The sequence below is a fragment of the Streptococcus mitis SK1080 genome (assembly GCF_000220085.1).
GTDB lineage: Bacteria > Bacillota > Bacilli > Lactobacillales > Streptococcaceae > Streptococcus > Streptococcus mitis_K.
Genome location: NZ_AFQV01000006.1, coordinates 257,953 through 272,819 on the forward strand (window position 1 = coordinate 257,953; position 14,867 = coordinate 272,819).

9 protein-coding genes and 3 pseudogenes are annotated in these 14,867 nt (G+C 38.5%); 6 read left to right on the forward strand and 6 right to left on the reverse strand.

Going from position 1 to position 14,867, the window contains the following annotated elements; genetic code table 11:
• Positions 1 to 91 precede the first annotated feature (91 nt).
• A complete protein-coding gene (locus tag HMPREF9957_RS04635) occupies positions 92 to 307 on the forward strand; it encodes a capsule biosynthesis transcriptional regulator (RefSeq protein ID WP_001130036.1) in 216 nt (71 codons plus the stop codon).
• 106 nt (positions 308 to 413) lie between these two features.
• On the opposite strand, the gene HMPREF9957_RS04640 is transcribed toward HMPREF9957_RS04635, so the two are convergent.
• Both HMPREF9957_RS04640 and HMPREF9957_RS04645 read right to left on the reverse strand, forming a co-directional pair.
• Positions 414 to 1,154: an amino acid ABC transporter ATP-binding protein gene (locus HMPREF9957_RS04640; protein WP_000189477.1), complete on the reverse strand. Its 741-nt coding sequence runs from the start codon at positions 1,152 to 1,154 to the stop codon at positions 414 to 416.
• Positions 1,154 to 2,719, reverse strand: coding sequence for an ABC transporter substrate-binding protein/permease (locus HMPREF9957_RS04645; RefSeq protein ID WP_000725637.1), 1,566 nt, complete (start codon positions 2,717 to 2,719; stop codon positions 1,154 to 1,156). Before HMPREF9957_RS04645 ends, HMPREF9957_RS04640 begins: the two co-directional genes overlap by 1 nt.
• Before the next feature lie 138 nt (positions 2,720 to 2,857).
• Here HMPREF9957_RS04645 and HMPREF9957_RS04650 point away from each other — a divergent pair, with 138 nt between their 5' ends.
• Together HMPREF9957_RS04650 and HMPREF9957_RS04655 are read left to right on the forward strand one after the other, a co-directional pair.
• On the forward strand, positions 2,858 to 4,747 hold the full coding sequence (locus HMPREF9957_RS04650; RefSeq protein WP_000750625.1) for a DUF2207 domain-containing protein: 1,890 nt from the start codon (positions 2,858 to 2,860) through the stop codon (positions 4,745 to 4,747).
• A gap of 61 nt (positions 4,748 to 4,808) precedes the next feature.
• Entirely contained in the window at positions 4,809 to 5,654 is an 846-nt protein-coding gene (locus HMPREF9957_RS04655; protein WP_000280767.1) for an undecaprenyl-diphosphate phosphatase, read from the forward strand.
• A 32-nt stretch (positions 5,655 to 5,686) separates the two neighbouring features.
• Here HMPREF9957_RS04655 and dinB read toward each other — a convergent pair whose 3' ends face one another.
• The gene (gene dinB / locus HMPREF9957_RS04660; RefSeq protein WP_000904601.1) at positions 5,687 to 6,748 is read right to left on the reverse strand and encodes a DNA polymerase IV; all 1,062 of its coding nucleotides are present in this window, start codon (positions 6,746 to 6,748) and stop codon (positions 5,687 to 5,689) included.
• A gap of 238 nt (positions 6,749 to 6,986) precedes the next feature.
• Here dinB and pflB point away from each other — a divergent pair, with 238 nt between their 5' ends.
• Positions 6,987 to 9,311, forward strand: a complete 2,325-nt coding sequence (gene pflB, locus HMPREF9957_RS04665; protein WP_000260628.1) for a formate C-acetyltransferase — start codon at positions 6,987 to 6,989, stop codon at positions 9,309 to 9,311.
• Positions 9,312 to 9,574: 263 nt separating this feature from the next.
• Here pflB and HMPREF9957_RS04670 read toward each other — a convergent pair whose 3' ends face one another.
• From HMPREF9957_RS04670 to HMPREF9957_RS04690, 3 genes and pseudogenes are all read right to left on the reverse strand, one after another.
• Complete coding sequence (locus tag HMPREF9957_RS04670) at positions 9,575 to 10,132, reverse strand: DUF6036 family nucleotidyltransferase (RefSeq protein WP_000359823.1); 558 nt, start codon at positions 10,130 to 10,132, stop codon at positions 9,575 to 9,577.
• Positions 10,125 to 10,409: a hypothetical protein gene (locus HMPREF9957_RS04675; protein WP_000384128.1), complete on the reverse strand. Its 285-nt coding sequence runs from the start codon at positions 10,407 to 10,409 to the stop codon at positions 10,125 to 10,127. Before HMPREF9957_RS04675 ends, HMPREF9957_RS04670 begins: the two co-directional genes overlap by 8 nt.
• 1,012 nt (positions 10,410 to 11,421) lie before the next feature.
• A pseudogene (locus tag HMPREF9957_RS04690) lies at positions 11,422 to 12,643 on the reverse strand (ROK family transcriptional regulator).
• Positions 12,644 to 12,808: 165 nt separating this feature from the next.
• Between HMPREF9957_RS04690 and HMPREF9957_RS04695 the strand changes: the two are divergent.
• Together HMPREF9957_RS04695 and HMPREF9957_RS04700 are read left to right on the forward strand one after the other, a co-directional pair.
• A pseudogene (locus tag HMPREF9957_RS04695) lies at positions 12,809 to 14,130 on the forward strand (PTS sugar transporter subunit IIC).
• A 1-nt stretch (position 14,131) separates the two neighbouring features.
• Positions 14,132 to 14,867: pseudogene (locus HMPREF9957_RS04700) on the forward strand (DUF4838 domain-containing protein); the annotation flags it as partial.

The window sequence follows — 14,867 nt, forward strand, 5'->3', positions numbered from 1 at the left end:
ATTATTTTCGTTGAATATATGTTTTTTTATTGACAAAAGTAGTAAAAACGTATACAATTAAATATTGTAAAGAAGAAAATAGGAGAAAAACATGGCTAAGTCAAACTTTGAAAAAGTAGAATCAGTTGTTGGCTGGGTTCGTGATAAGAAAATCACAGGCTACCGTATCTCTAAAGAAACGAATGCGCGTGAAATGTCTATCATTGCTCTGGCGCAGGGTCGTGCAAAAGTAAAAAATATTTCATTTGAAACAGCCCTAGGCCTAATTGATTTCTATGAAAAAAATCATGAAAAATTTGAAGATTAATCTTTGGATAACGGCGGATTCTTGACCCTCAAGTAGTAGAGATAGAGAATCTGCCTTTTCATTTTGGACAGCAAAAAGACTGCACGATTGATGCAGCCTTTTCTTTTTATTTGAGATAGCGTTGAAGGAATTCTTTTGTACGGTCTTCTTTAGGATTGGTGAAGAGGTCTTCTGGTTTGCCTTCTTCAGCGATTACACCCTTATCCATGAAGATAACACGGTGAGAGACATCACGGGCGAATTCCATTTCGTGAGTTACAACAATCATGGTCAAGCCTTCTTGAGCCAGGTCCTGCATGATTTTGAGGACTTCTCCAACCATTTCTGGATCGAGAGCTGATGTTGGTTCGTCAAAGAGAATAGCGTCCGGATTCATGGAAAGGGCACGAGCGATGGCCACACGTTGTTTTTGACCACCTGAGAGTTGTTTTGGTTTGGCTTGCCAGTAGCGTTCTCCCATGCCGACCTTTTCAAGGTTTTCTTTGGCAATCTTTTCAGCTTCTGTACGTTCGCGTTTAAGGACAGTCGTCTGAGCGACGATTGTGTTTTCAAGAACGTTGAGATTTTCAAAGAGGTTAAAGGATTGGAACACCATCCCCAACTTTTCACGGTATTGCGTGAGGTCATAGCCTTTTTCGAGGACGTTTTGTCCATGATAAAGGATTTGTCCATCAGTTGGCGTTTCAAGTAGGTTAATGGAGCGTAGGAAGGTAGATTTCCCGCTTCCAGAGCTTCCGATGATAGAGATGACCTCTCCCTTGTGGACAGTCAGAGAAATGTCTTTTAGCACTTCGTTTTGTCCATAGGATTTTTTGAGGTGTTTAATTTCAAGGATTGCTTGTGTCATTATTTCAAATCCTCCGTTTGCATTTGGTTAGCACCGGTAGTATAGGTATCCATGTCCATTCGGCGCTCGATGAAGCGTAGGATACGTGTTACGGTGAAGGTGAGGACAAAGTAAATTACGGCGATGATTGTAAATGTCTGGAAGTATTGATAGGTTTGCGTCGCCACGGTATTTCCTGAGAAATAAAGTTCGACAACCGAGATAACGTTCAATACAGATGTATCTTTGATATTGATGACAAATTCATTACCAGTTGCTGGTAGGATATTGCGGACAACCTGAGGTAGGACAATCTTACGCATGGTTTGGTTATGAGTCATACCAAGAGCAGTCGCAGCTTCAAATTGTCCCTTGTCAACTGCTAGGATACCACCACGAACGATTTCAGTCATGTAGGCACCGGTATTGATTGAAACGATGAAGATAGCAGCCAGTGTACGGTCAAGGTTGATACCGAAAGCTTGGGCAGTTCCATAGTAGATAACCATCGATTGAACGATCATTGGCGTACCACGGAAAATTTCAATATAGACATTGAGGATCCAGCCGACTAGTTTTTGTAGGCCATAAATGGCTTTATTTTCAGATAGAGGAGCAGTGCGGAAGACACCAATGGCAAGTCCAATAATGAGACCTATGATGGTTCCGACGATTGAGATTAAAAGAGTGATACCAGCGCCACGCAAGAGTTGTTGCCAGTTTTCAGAAAGAATTTTAGCGACTTGGCTAAAGAAACTACTGCTAGTCTCTTCAGTTGTTGTAGCTTCGGCAGGTTGTTCCTTGATCATACGATCCATCAAGGCAACTTGGTCGTCTTTTGAAATGGTTTCAATGCTGGCATTGATTTGGCTAATACGATTGTCATCTTTACGAAGTCCAATGGCGATAGCTGTATCTTCTTCCCCAGTTTTGAAACCTGGTTCTACTTGGACCATCTTGAACTTAGAGTTCGCAGCTTCAGCAGTCAGAGCTTCTGGGCGTTCAGAAACATAGGCATCGATGACACCAGCCTCAAGAGCTTGGCGCATTTGAGCGAAGTCTCCCATGGCTGTTTCTTTTTTAGCACCTGGGATTTGTGCAATCAAGTCATAAAGGTAGACACCTTGTTGAGAAGTGATTTTCGCACCATTAAAGTCATCCAAAGATTTAGCATTTGCGTAGGCAGAATCTTTTTTGACTAGTAGAACTGGTTCGCTAGTGTAGTAACTGCTTGAAAAGGCAATTTCTTGTTTGCGCTCAGCAGTAGGACTCATACCCGCGATAATCATGTCAATCTTACCAGAAGTAAGGGCAGGGACTAGACCTTCCCACTTGGTTTTAACAACCAAAGGTTCTTTGCCTAAGTCCTTAGCGATTTTCTTGGCAATTTGGACATCGTATCCGTTAGCATACTGGTTAGTCCCATCGATTTTGACAGCCCCATTGCTATCATCATCCTGGGTCCAGTTAAAGGGAGCATATGCTGCTTCCATCCCGATGCGTAAATATTCATCGGCTTGAGCAACATTGACAAGTCCCAGCATCAGCAAGAGACTTGTGAAAATAGATAAGTATATTTTTTTCATGATTTCTCCTATTTCTAATCTATTAAAAAATAACTGTCTCCTATTTTATCGAAAAATGCGTAATTTTTCAACATAAGTAAGCCCTTACTTGAGAAAAAATGATATAATGATAGCAAAGATAAAAAGGGGGCTTAGTTGATGAAAAAAACTTTTTTCTTACTAGTGTTAGGCTTGTTTTGCCTTCTGCCATTCTCTGTTTTTGCCATTGATTTCAAGATAAACTCTTATCAAGGAGATTTGTATATTCATGCAGACAATACGGCAGAATTTAGACAAAAGATAGTTTATCAGTTTGAGGAGGACTTTAAGGGCCAAATTGTGGGACTTGGACGTGCTGGCAAGATGCCTAGTGGATTTGACATTGATCCTCATCCAAAGGTTCAGGCTGCGAAAAATGGTGCTGAACTGACAGATGTTACGAGCGAAGTAACAGAAGGAGCAGATGGTTATACTGTTAAAGTTTATAATCCAGGTCAAGATGGCGACACAGTTGAAGTTGAGCTTACATGGAACTTAAAAAATTTGCTTTTCCTATATGATGACATCGCTGAATTAAATTGGCAGCCTTTAACAGATAGTTCAGGGGCTATTGGAAAGTTTGAATTTCATGTAAGGGGAGAGAAGGGGGCTGAAAAACTCTTTTTCCATACAGGCAAACTTTTTAGAGAGGGAACGATTGAAAAGAGTAGCCTTGATTATACTATTCGTTTGGACAATCTTCCGGCTAAGCGTGGAGTTGAATTGCATGCCTATTGGCCTCGAACTGATTTTGCTAGCGCTAGGGATCAGGGATTGAAAGGAAATCATTTAGAAGAATTTAATAAGGTAGAAGACTCGATTGTTAAAGAAAAAGAGCAAAGTAAACAACTCCTTACTTGGGTCTTTCCTTCGATACTTTCTATCTCCTTGTTATTGAGTATTTGCTTCTATTTTATTTATAGAAGAAAAACCACTCCTTCAGTCAAATATGCTAAAAATCATCGTCTCTACGAACCACCAATGGAATTAGAGCCTATGGTTTTATCAGAGGCTGTCTACTCGACCTCCTTGGAGGAAGTGAGTCCTCTAACAAAAGGAGCAGGTAAATTTACCTTTGACCAACTTATTCAAGCTACCTTGCTAGATGTGATAGACCGTGGGAATGTCTCTATTATTTCAGAAGGAGATGCAGTTGGTTTGAGGCTGGTCAAAGAAGATGGTTTGTCAAGCTTTGAGAAAGACTGTCTAAATCTGGCTTTTTCAGGCAAAAAAGAAGAAACTCTTTCCAATTTGTTTGCGGATTACAAGGTATCTGATAGTCTTTATCGTGGAGCCAAAACTGCTGATGAAAAACGGATTCAAGCAAAGGGGCGTCAGCTCAAATCTTCTTTTGAAGAAGTATTGAAAGAGATGCAAGAAGGAGTGAGAAGTCGAGTTTCCTTCTGGGGGCTCCCAGATTATTATCGTCCTTTAACTGGTGGGGAAAAGGCCTTGCAAGTGGGTATGGGGGTCTCTACTATCCTACCCCTATTTATCGGATTTGGTTTGTTCTTGTACAGTTTAGACGTTTATGGCTATCTTTACCTCCCCTTGCCAATACTTGGTTTTCTAGGTTTGGTTTTGGCTGTTTTCTATTACTGGAAGCTTCGATTAGATAATCGTGATGGTGTCCTAAATGAAGCGGGAGCTGAGGTCTACTATCTCTGGACCAGTTTTGAAAATATGTTGCGTGAGATTGCACGATTGGATCAGGCAGAGTTGGAAAGTATTGTAGTCTGGAATCGCCTCTTGGTCTATGCAACCCTATTTGGCTATGCGGACAAGGTTAGTCATTTGATGAAGGTTCACCATATTCAAGTGGAAAATCCAGATATCAATCTTTATGTAGCTTATGGCTGGCATAGTATGTTTTATCATTCAAGCGCGCAAATGAGCCATTATGCCAGCGTCGCAAATACAGCAAGTACCTACTCCGTATCTTCTGGAAATGGAAGTTCTGGCGGTGGCTTCTCTGGAGGCGGTGGCGGTGGCAGTATCGGCGCCTTTTAGAGAGAACTGCCACAGACTGAAAAAAGTATGCTATAATGGAAGATAGAAAAAGGAGTAATCTATGTATCTTATTGAAATTTTAAAATCTATCTTCTTCGGGATTGTTGAAGGAATTACGGAATGGTTGCCGATCTCTAGTACAGGTCACTTGATTCTAGCAGAGGAATTTATCCAATACCAAAATCAAAACGAAGCCTTTATGTCCATGTTTAATGTCGTGATTCAGCTTGGTGCTATTTTGGCGGTTATGGTCATTTACTTTAACAAGCTCAATCCGTTCAAACCGACTAAGGACAAGCAGGAAGTTCATAAGACTTGGAGACTGTGGTTGAAGGTCTTGGTTGCCACTTTGCCTTTACTTGCCGTCTTTAAATTTGATGATTGGTTTGATACCCACTTCCATAACATGGTTTCTGTTGCTCTCATGTTGATTATCTACGGGATTGCCTTTATCTATTTGGAAAAGCGCAATAAAGCACGTGCTATCGAGCCAAGTGTAACAGAGTTGGACAAGCTTCCTTATACGACCGCTTTCTATATTGGACTCTTCCAAGTTCTTGCCCTTTTACCAGGAACGAGTCGTTCTGGGGCAACGATTGTCGGTGGTTTATTGAATGGAACCAGTCGTTCTGTTGTGACAGAATTTACTTTCTATCTAGGGATTCCTGTTATGTTTGGAGCTAGTGCCTTAAAGATTTTCAAATTTGTGAAAGCAGGACAGCTCTTGAGCTTTGGGCAATTGTTCTTGCTCTTGGTTGCGATGGGAGTGGCCTTTGCAGTCAGCATGGTGGCTATTCGTTTCTTGACAAGTTATGTGAAAAAACACGACTTTACCCTTTTCGGTAAATACCGTATCGTGCTTGGTAGTGTTTTGCTACTGTATAGCTTTGTTCGTTTATTTGTATAAGAAAAACCTTGAAGGGGCAGCTCTTCAAGGTTTTAAAATCCAGTCACGGTAATTCCCAACAGGCGGACACCTCTTTCTTTCTCGTTTAACTCTTCATAGAGTTGCAGGGCTATTTTGCTTATCTGGCTAGCATCCTGTGTTTTTTGGGCCAGACTTTTTCGTTTGGTAAGAGTTGAAAAGTCCTCGTAGCGGATTTTCAAAATGACAATTTTTCCAGCTTTTTCTTGTTGACTGAGATTGAGAGCGACTCTTTCTGATAGGAGAGTCAGCTCTTTTTTGATATCTTCCTCGGCACGGAGAATCTTTCCATAGGTTTTCTCCTTGCCGATTGATTTACGGATGCGATTGGATTTGACGGGGGAATTGTGAATACCACGAGCCTTTCGATACAGGTCATAGCCCAGTCTGCCAAAGCGGTCTATTAGGGTCACTTCAGGGACTTCAAGCAAATCAGCGCCGGTAAAAACACCCATGTGATGAAGCCGTTCCACCGTCTTTTTTCCTACTCCATGAAACTTGGAAATATCCATTTGTTTGAGAAAATCTTCAGCCTGGTCAGGTAGAATCACTGTCAGACCATGTGGTTTTTGATAATCACTGGCCATTTTAGCTAAGAATTTGTTGTAAGAAACGCCAGCAGAAGCAGTTAGATGGAGTTCTTGCCAGATATCCTCTTGAATGAGGCGAGCGATTTTGACCGCTGACTTGATACCGAGTTTATTTTCTGTTACATCCAAATAGGCTTCGTCAATACTCATAGGTTCAATCAAATCTGTATAGCGCTTAAAGATAGCTCGAATCTGGAGTCCCACAGTCTTGTATTTTTCATAATTCCCTGAGATAAAGACTGCCTGGGGACAACGTTCGTAGGCTTCCTTGGAGCTCATGGCTGAATGGACACCAAAAACTCGAGCCTCATAGCTACAAGTGGAAACGACACCACGTCCACCTGTTTGCCGAGGGTCGCTTCCGATAATGACAGGTTTTCCTCTGAGTTTAGGATTATCCCTGATTTCCACTGCAGCAAAAAAGGCATCCATGTCAATATGGATGATTTTTCTTGACAAATCATTTAACAAAGGAAAAATCAACATGTCTAGCCCCCTTTTTACCGCTTATTTTCTTTTATTATACCTTTTTTTCTGAAAAAAAGAAAAAAGGACTTTATTTTTTCAAAAATATAATACAGTTTGAAATAAAATGTAGACTGTTTTAGAAAAGAAAGTGTAAAAATAGGGAATTTTCACTTGTTGAAATCGGTTACTGTATGGTATACTTGACTCATGAATGTAACAGATGGTTGTTACTAGAAAGAAAAAAGAGGACATTAACATGGTTGTTAAAACAGTTGTTGAAGCACAAGATATTTTTGACAAAGCTTGGGAAGGCTTCAAAGGCGTAGATTGGAAAGAAAAAGCAAGTGTATCACGCTTCGTACAAGCTAACTACACACCTTACGATGGAGATGAAAGCTTCCTTGCTGGACCAACAGAACGTTCACTTCACATCAAAAAAATTGTAGAAGAAACGAAGGCTCACTACGAAGAAACTCGTTTCCCAATGGACACTCGTCCAACATCTATCGCTGATATCCCAGCAGGATTTATCGATAAAGAAAACGAAGTTATCTTCGGTATCCAAAACGATGAACTCTTCAAATTGAACTTCATGCCAAAAGGTGGTATCCGTATGGCTGAAACTACTTTGAAGGAAAATGGATACGAACCAGATCCAGCTGTTCACGAAATCTTTACTAAATACGTAACAACAGTTAACGACGGTATCTTCCGTGCCTACACTTCAAACATCCGTCGCGCTCGTCACGCACACACTGTAACTGGTCTTCCAGATGCATACTCACGCGGACGTATCATCGGTGTTTACGCACGTCTTGCTCTTTACGGTGCAGACTACTTGATGCAAGAAAAAGTAAACGACTGGAATGCAATTGAAGAAATCGATGAAGAAACAATCCGTCTTCGTGAAGAAATCAACCTTCAATACCAAGCATTGCAACAAGTTGTTCGCTTGGGTGACCTTTACGGAGTTGATGTTCGCAAACCAGCGATGAACGTTAAAGAAGCTATCCAATGGGTTAACATCGCCTTCATGGCTGTCTGCCGTGTTATCAACGGTGCTGCTACATCCCTAGGACGTGTACCAATCGTATTGGACATCTTTGCAGAACGTGACCTTGCTCGTGGTACATTTACTGAATCAGAAATCCAAGAATTCGTTGATGATTTCGTTATGAAACTTCGTACAGTTAAATTTGCTCGTACAAAAGCTTACGACCAATTGTACTCAGGTGACCCAACTTTCATCACAACTTCTATGGCTGGTATGGGTAACGACGGTCGTCACCGTGTTACTAAGATGGACTACCGTTTCTTGAACACTCTTGACAACATCGGTAACTCTCCAGAACCAAACTTGACAGTTCTTTGGACTGATAAATTGCCATACAACTTCCGTCGCTACTGTATGCACATGAGCCACAAACACTCTTCTATCCAATACGAAGGTGTAACAACAATGGCTAAAGACGGATATGGGGAAATGAGCTGTATCTCATGCTGTGTGTCTCCACTTGACCCAGAAAATGAAGAACAACGCCACAACATCCAGTACTTCGGTGCGCGTGTAAACGTATTGAAAGCCCTTCTTACTGGTTTGAACGGTGGTTACGACGATGTTCACAAAGACTACAAAGTATTTGACATCGAACCAATCCGTGACGAAGTTCTTGAATTTGAATCAGTTAAAGCTAACTTTGAAAAATCTCTTGACTGGTTGACTGACACTTATGTAGATGCTTTGAATATCATCCACTATATGACTGATAAGTACAACTATGAAGCTGTTCAAATGGCCTTCTTGCCAACTAAACAACGTGCCAACATGGGATTCGGTATCTGTGGATTTGCTAACACTGTTGATACATTGTCAGCTATCAAATACGCTACAGTTAAACCAATCCGTGATGAAAATGGCTACATCTACGATTATGAAACAATCGGTGAATACCCACGTTGGGGTGAAGATGACCCACGTTCAAACGAATTGGCAGAATGGTTGATCGAAGCTTACACAACTCGTCTACGTAGCCACAAACTTTACAAAGACGCAGAAGCTACTGTATCACTTTTGACAATCACATCTAACGTTGCTTACTCTAAACAAACTGGTAACTCACCAGTCCACAAAGGTGTATACCTCAACGAAGATGGCTCTGTGAACTTGTCTAAACTTGAATTCTTCTCACCAGGTGCTAACCCATCTAACAAAGCTAAAGGTGGATGGTTGCAAAACTTGAACTCACTTTCTAGCCTTGACTTTAGTTATGCAGCTGATGGTATCTCATTGACTACACAAGTATCACCTCGTGCTCTTGGTAAGACTCGTGACGAACAAGTTGATAACTTGGTAACAATCCTTGATGGTTACTTTGAAAACGGTGGACAACACGTTAACTTGAACGTTATGGACTTGAACGATGTTTACGAAAAGATCATGTCAGGTGAAGATGTTATCGTACGTATCTCTGGATACTGTGTAAACACTAAATACCTCACTCCAGAACAAAAAACTGAATTGACACAACGTGTCTTCCACGAAGTTCTTTCAATGGATGATGCCTTGGATGCGTTGAGCTAATCAAGTTCTTGAATAATGAAATAAGGAACCCTCGGTCAGTCGACTGAGGGTTTTGTGCTTGGGATAGTGTGAGCAATTCCTTCGGCCCAATATGCAATGTTTTTGGGAAGGAATAGTGGACCGAATCTGAAATAGTCCGCTGAAACGGCTCAAACAGTGCTAGAAATTGACTGGAATTCTCTAAGCGATTTGTTCCGATTTTATTTCATTCCATCATAAAAACAAGACGACTGGCTAATTGACAATCATCTTGTTTAATACTGTTAATAAAATTCGCGAAGTTTATCTTGATTTTCTTTAAAAAATTTTTCTAACCAATCCATACCATAAGCATAACTAAAACCTTCTAATAGAACAGAGAGGTCAATAGTATCAAATCCCATATCTTTTAAATATTTAAAGGTATCGAATGGTGAATGAAAGTTTTTGTATTTAATAATTGCACCAATATCTTTCAAATCCTGCTCCCTGATACTCATCATCTTCATTCCTAACACATACTCAATAGGGACTACTAAAACGGTCAGATTCTCAAATGAGTACAAGGATTCACATAAACTTAAGGGAGGTTGTTTGTTCATATTTGCAACATGATTGTTGAGCCATAACTCTTCGTGGGTGTTAAGATTAAACTGTTCTCCTACACGAGCAATAATTTCATTGATTTTCTGATTTTGGTCATAAAAAGCATCAACATCTTGTGTGGCACGTAAACCATGATATTCTAAGACATAACCACCGACACAGATAATTGTTAAAGTCAGATTTTCCTGAATTAATTCCTTATTTAGGGCTTGGAAGACCGGTTTCATTTTATCCATGCTTGTATTTCTCCATCAATTTTTGAACATTGGTTAACTTAGCAGGTTTATTTAATGAAATCACATATTTATGAGTTGGAGTATGCTCTTGAAAGGCATACTTCAAGCTAATTTTTTGAAAATGGGTTAGTTCTTCGGAGTCTAGCAACTTTTCTACATCTTGGTTTGTTAAATAAGAATAGTCTTCAAAAATAACTTTTCGCAAATAGCGAAACCAATGGCTTGCGTTGAATTGTGATTGTTTGGATGCCTGTATCATATAATCGTACCAATCCATTGTCTTCCTCCTATGGAATTTAGTTTATCTTATTGTAGTTTATATTTAAAAATGTAGTTTTTTTAATTAGCTCGTATTAGAAAAGAGTGTTTAGAAATGTAAAATGAACCTTTTTTCTTATCCGAAAACCTTACTAAAGTATATAATTTAGGAAGTCAATCCTGTATGATAATGTTTGTACTATCGTCGAGTTTTTGCTTGATTGCCTAACGAGATAAATTTTAGAAGAATTTTCGGTGTGATTTGACAAGCTTCTGACTGGAAGGATAGTTACACTAGTATTGTTTATTAAAATGAGGAGATAGAGAAAATTTGGAATCCATTTGCTTATTATCAATCGTTTTCTTAGCTTATTTGTCTTAGATTGGTATAGAACTGATTTATGGATTGATCCTCTTGTATCTTATCTTGTTCCTAAATATGTTGGTAGAAAAATGAAGCAGTTGTTACGAGTGTCTGTATTGGGAAAAATTTTATCTATACAATTCTTTAAATGATATGAAGGCTAGGAATGCCAAAACACTGACATATTTCGTTTAAACCCTATCCAGCCTCTTCAATTGTATTTGTAGAAATGCTATCAGTAATATATTCGCGAACACTATGATTTACAACAGTGTGGTCGTACATCTTTGTAACTTTATTATACAACAACCATTTACAGGTGTAAAGTTGAGCAGTGTTTTTAGTAAATTTAGGGACTTATTTTGTCACAGTTTTGATACCTGTATTCGTTGTTTTATGAGCATTTAACGTTTCTTTTCATGTAGGCATTTCAATAATTAGAATGATATTTTTCCGAGGATGAACTTATATATTGTGACCTTTTAGAGTTATGATACCTTTTGATTTGACTACCGCTATCAATTTCATCTATTTTTACAGTTTCATGCAACATAGCGAGAAGGCGGTTTCCTATATGGAAGTCGTCTTGTTTTCATATTGTCTAAATACGAGATATTTACTACAGGTTATAGTTGATTTAAACAGGTCTATAGATTTCTAATATATATTAAGGTGAAATAATATCTTGTAATACATTGTTATGCTCTATGAAAAAAGCAACGATAGCTAATGCACAAGCTCCTATACTTCCACGATGTTTGTTGTAAGGTAAAATTTCAATTTCTATATTACGAGTAAAGGGAACAAAGTGGAGTTGATCTTGGATTTTATCCCTGACTTCATGAGTGAAAGGTTGATAATTAAGCAATTGACTGTTGATATAGATTTTATCAGCAGGATTGATGAGGAGAAGATTTGCAATAGAAGTGGCCAATAAATTGACTCCTTTATCAATTTGTTGGCGTAAAGCAGAGTCACCTAAGTTGTAAGCTGTTAAAAGGGTATCTAAATAAATGTCTTTTTCAGTTTTTACAAGGCTTTTTAGTACAGTTAGTTGAGAATTTTTAAATAATAATTGGGCATGTTTGATTAACCAAGCATCCGAAATATATGTTTGTAAACAACCTTTTTTCCGCATTCACAATATTGCCCATTCAATTCGACAATGGTGTGTCCAATTTCTCCGATATAAGGATTTTTAGAGGCTCCTATTTTTCTTTTGTGAAAAAGGAAGTGTAAATACCTAATCCAGCGTGTAGGAAAATAAAGTTATCGGGGGTATTGTGTGGATTAAAAAGGTATTGTCCTATAGCCATACAATCGATATTATTTTTTACAATAAAAGGAAAATTGAAATCTTTAATTACATTTAATAAATTAAAAGATTCCCATATGGGGTTATTTGTAATGATGCTTCCGGAGTCTTTGTTATAATGTCCAGGTATCGATAAGCCAAATCCAAGTAATTTTGTCTCCAAAGGGACGTACTCTATAGCTGTTTTTATCATATTGGTAATGGTGGAATTGATTTCTGAAATAGGATAATCTTCATTCAAAATTTCTGTCTCGAAAAGAGTTTTCCCTTGTAAGTCACATAGACTGAGAAAGATACCTAGGACGTTTATTTCAATACCTCCAACAACATATGGGATATTATCTGTGATAGAAATAGTTTTTCTACGTCTTCCAGATCCGGAAAACTCGCTAAATTCATCACCAGTTTCGTATATGAGGGATTGTTCACTTAGATCTTTTATGATGTTAGTCGTTGTTGCTGGAGTAAGTCCTGTTTCATTAACAATATCTGTACGGGATGTTGCTGGATTTCGATATAGAAACTCCAGTATAGTGGCTCTATTTTGTAAAAAGGCTGATTGTTTTGTAATCATTTGTTTCCTCCTTTGGTTTATTTTATATTAAACATAAGAAAAAATCAATTAAAATTATTATTATATACAAAGAAAAAAATATTGTAAAAACAGCAAAAAATATATTGACAACGCTTTCTGTTAGTGGTATATTTAATTTATAAAAATAAAAAAGGAGTTCCGGTGATGAACAATATTTTAACGTTTTTAGAAACGAAAGTCGCTCCGTTTGGTGAAAAAGTTGGTAACCAACGGCATTTGAAAGCTATTCGTGAAGGATTTATGATGGCAATGCCTTTGATTTTAGTCGGCTCTTTATTTCTTATTCTAATCAGTTGGCCTCAAGAGGCTTTTACAAATTGGCTGAATAGTGTTGGATTGCTAAGTATCTTGACAACTATGAATCAGTCAACAGTAGCGATTATCTCCTTGGTCGCTTGTTTCGGTATTGCCTACAGGTTGTCGGAAGGATATGGTACAGATGGTCCGTCTGCAGGGATCATAGCCTTATCCAGTTTTGTATTGATGGCCCCTCGTTTTCAAGTATGGTTTATGATAAAAATGGGGAGCAGGTCAAGCAGTTATTTGGCGGCGCAATACCATTTTCTAGCCTGAATGCGTCTTCTTTGTTTATGGCGATTACCATTGGATTGGTTACAGCAGAGATTTATCGTATTTTTATCCAACGCGGAATTACGATAAAAATGCCAAATGGTGTCCCAGATGTGGTCAGTAAATCATTTTCAGCTCTTTTACCTGGTTTTACTACTTTTGTTTTGTGGGCTTTGGTCTTAAAAGGTCTGGAAGCAGCAGGAGTTGCAGGAGGTCTCAACGGACTTTTAGGTGCAATTGTTGGAACGCCGCTTAAGTTAATTGCAGGAACACTTCCAGGTATGATTTTATGTGTTATTGTAAACTCATTCTTTTGGTTCTGTGGAGTTAACGGGGGACAAGTTTTAAATGCTTTTGTAGATCCAGTTTGGTTACAATTTACTACAGAAAACCAAGAAGCTGTGGCTGCAGGACAAACCCTACAACACATTATTACATTACCGTTTAAAGATTTATTTGTATTTATTGGTGGCGGTGGAGCGACTATTGGTCTTGCGATTTGTCTCTTCCTATTTAGTAAGAGTCGTGCTAATAAAACATTAGGTAAGCTAGCTATTATACCGTCTATCTTTAATATCAATACAGCTATTCTATTTACGTTTCCAACGGTTTTAAATCCGATTATGCTGATTCCGTTTATTGCTACTCCTACAATCAATGCCTTAATTACCTATGTATCAATGGCTGTAGGATTAGTACCTTATACAACAGGTGTAATTCTTCCGTGGACAATGCCACCGATCATAGGAGGATTCCTTGCGACAGGGGCTAGTTGGCGAGGAGCTCTATTACAAGTTGTGTTAATTTTGGTTTCTGTGGCAATTTATTATCCATTCTTCAAAATTGCAGATAAACGCAATCTTGAAAAAGAAAAAGCTACTGATGGAGGGAAATAAGATGGTTATCAGAGTATTTGATCAGCAGAAAAATGCTTATTCTAGCTTCGCCTTAGAGGAATTGAGTTACTATATGAATCGGGTCTTTAAGACTGACATAGAACTTGTCGAGGAGAAGGAAGCGGATATTTTTGTAGGATTAGTCAATAAAGAGGATAGAAAAGACCATGTTCTTATCTCATTAGACAAGGGTAAGGGAAGAATTGAGTCTAATACAATTGTAGGTTTACTTATTGGAATTTACCGAATGTTTCATGAATTTGGGGTTGTGTATACTAGACCAGGGCGCGGACATGACTTTGTTCCAGAGTTACGATTTGAAGATTTTTTAGATAAACAGCTATCTATAGATGAAACAGCCAGTTACTATCATAGGGGAGTATGTATAGAGGGAGCGGATTCATTTGAAAATATACTAGATTTCATTGATTGGCTACCTAAGATTGGAATGAACAGTTTTTTCATCCAGTTTGAAAATCCTTACTCTTTTTTGAAACGTTGGTATGAACATGAATTTAATCCATATCTAAATAAAGAAAAATTCTCAAATGAATTAGTACAAGAATTGAGTGATAGGTTGGATAAAGAATTGCAAAAAAGAGGTCTTATTCATCATCGTGTTGGTCATGGATGGACAGGAGAGGTTTTAGGTTACTCTTCAAAATTTGGCTGGGAATCAGGTCTTAGTATTTCAGAGGAGAAGAAACCCTATGTCGCTGAAATAAACGGGAAACGAG

Coding starts and splice junctions, on each gene's coding strand:
- HMPREF9957_RS04635 (WP_001130036.1), top strand. CDS start 92: ATGGCTAAGTCAAACTTTGAAAAAGTAGAATCAGTTGTTGGCTGGGTT.
- HMPREF9957_RS04640 (WP_000189477.1), bottom strand. CDS start 1,154: ATGACACAAGCAATCCTTGAAATTAAACACCTCAAAAAATCCTATGGA.
- HMPREF9957_RS04645 (WP_000725637.1), bottom strand. CDS start 2,719: ATGAAAAAAATATACTTATCTATTTTCACAAGTCTCTTGCTGATGCTG.
- HMPREF9957_RS04675 (WP_000384128.1), bottom strand. CDS start 10,409: ATGGATTGGTACGATTATATGATACAGGCATCCAAACAATCACAATTC.
- pflB (WP_000260628.1), top strand. CDS start 6,987: ATGGTTGTTAAAACAGTTGTTGAAGCACAAGATATTTTTGACAAAGCT.
- dinB (WP_000904601.1), bottom strand. CDS start 6,748: ATGTTGATTTTTCCTTTGTTAAATGATTTGTCAAGAAAAATCATCCAT.
- HMPREF9957_RS04650 (WP_000750625.1), top strand. CDS start 2,858: ATGAAAAAAACTTTTTTCTTACTAGTGTTAGGCTTGTTTTGCCTTCTG.
- HMPREF9957_RS04655 (WP_000280767.1), top strand. CDS start 4,809: ATGTATCTTATTGAAATTTTAAAATCTATCTTCTTCGGGATTGTTGAA.
- HMPREF9957_RS04670 (WP_000359823.1), bottom strand. CDS start 10,132: ATGGATAAAATGAAACCGGTCTTCCAAGCCCTAAATAAGGAATTAATT.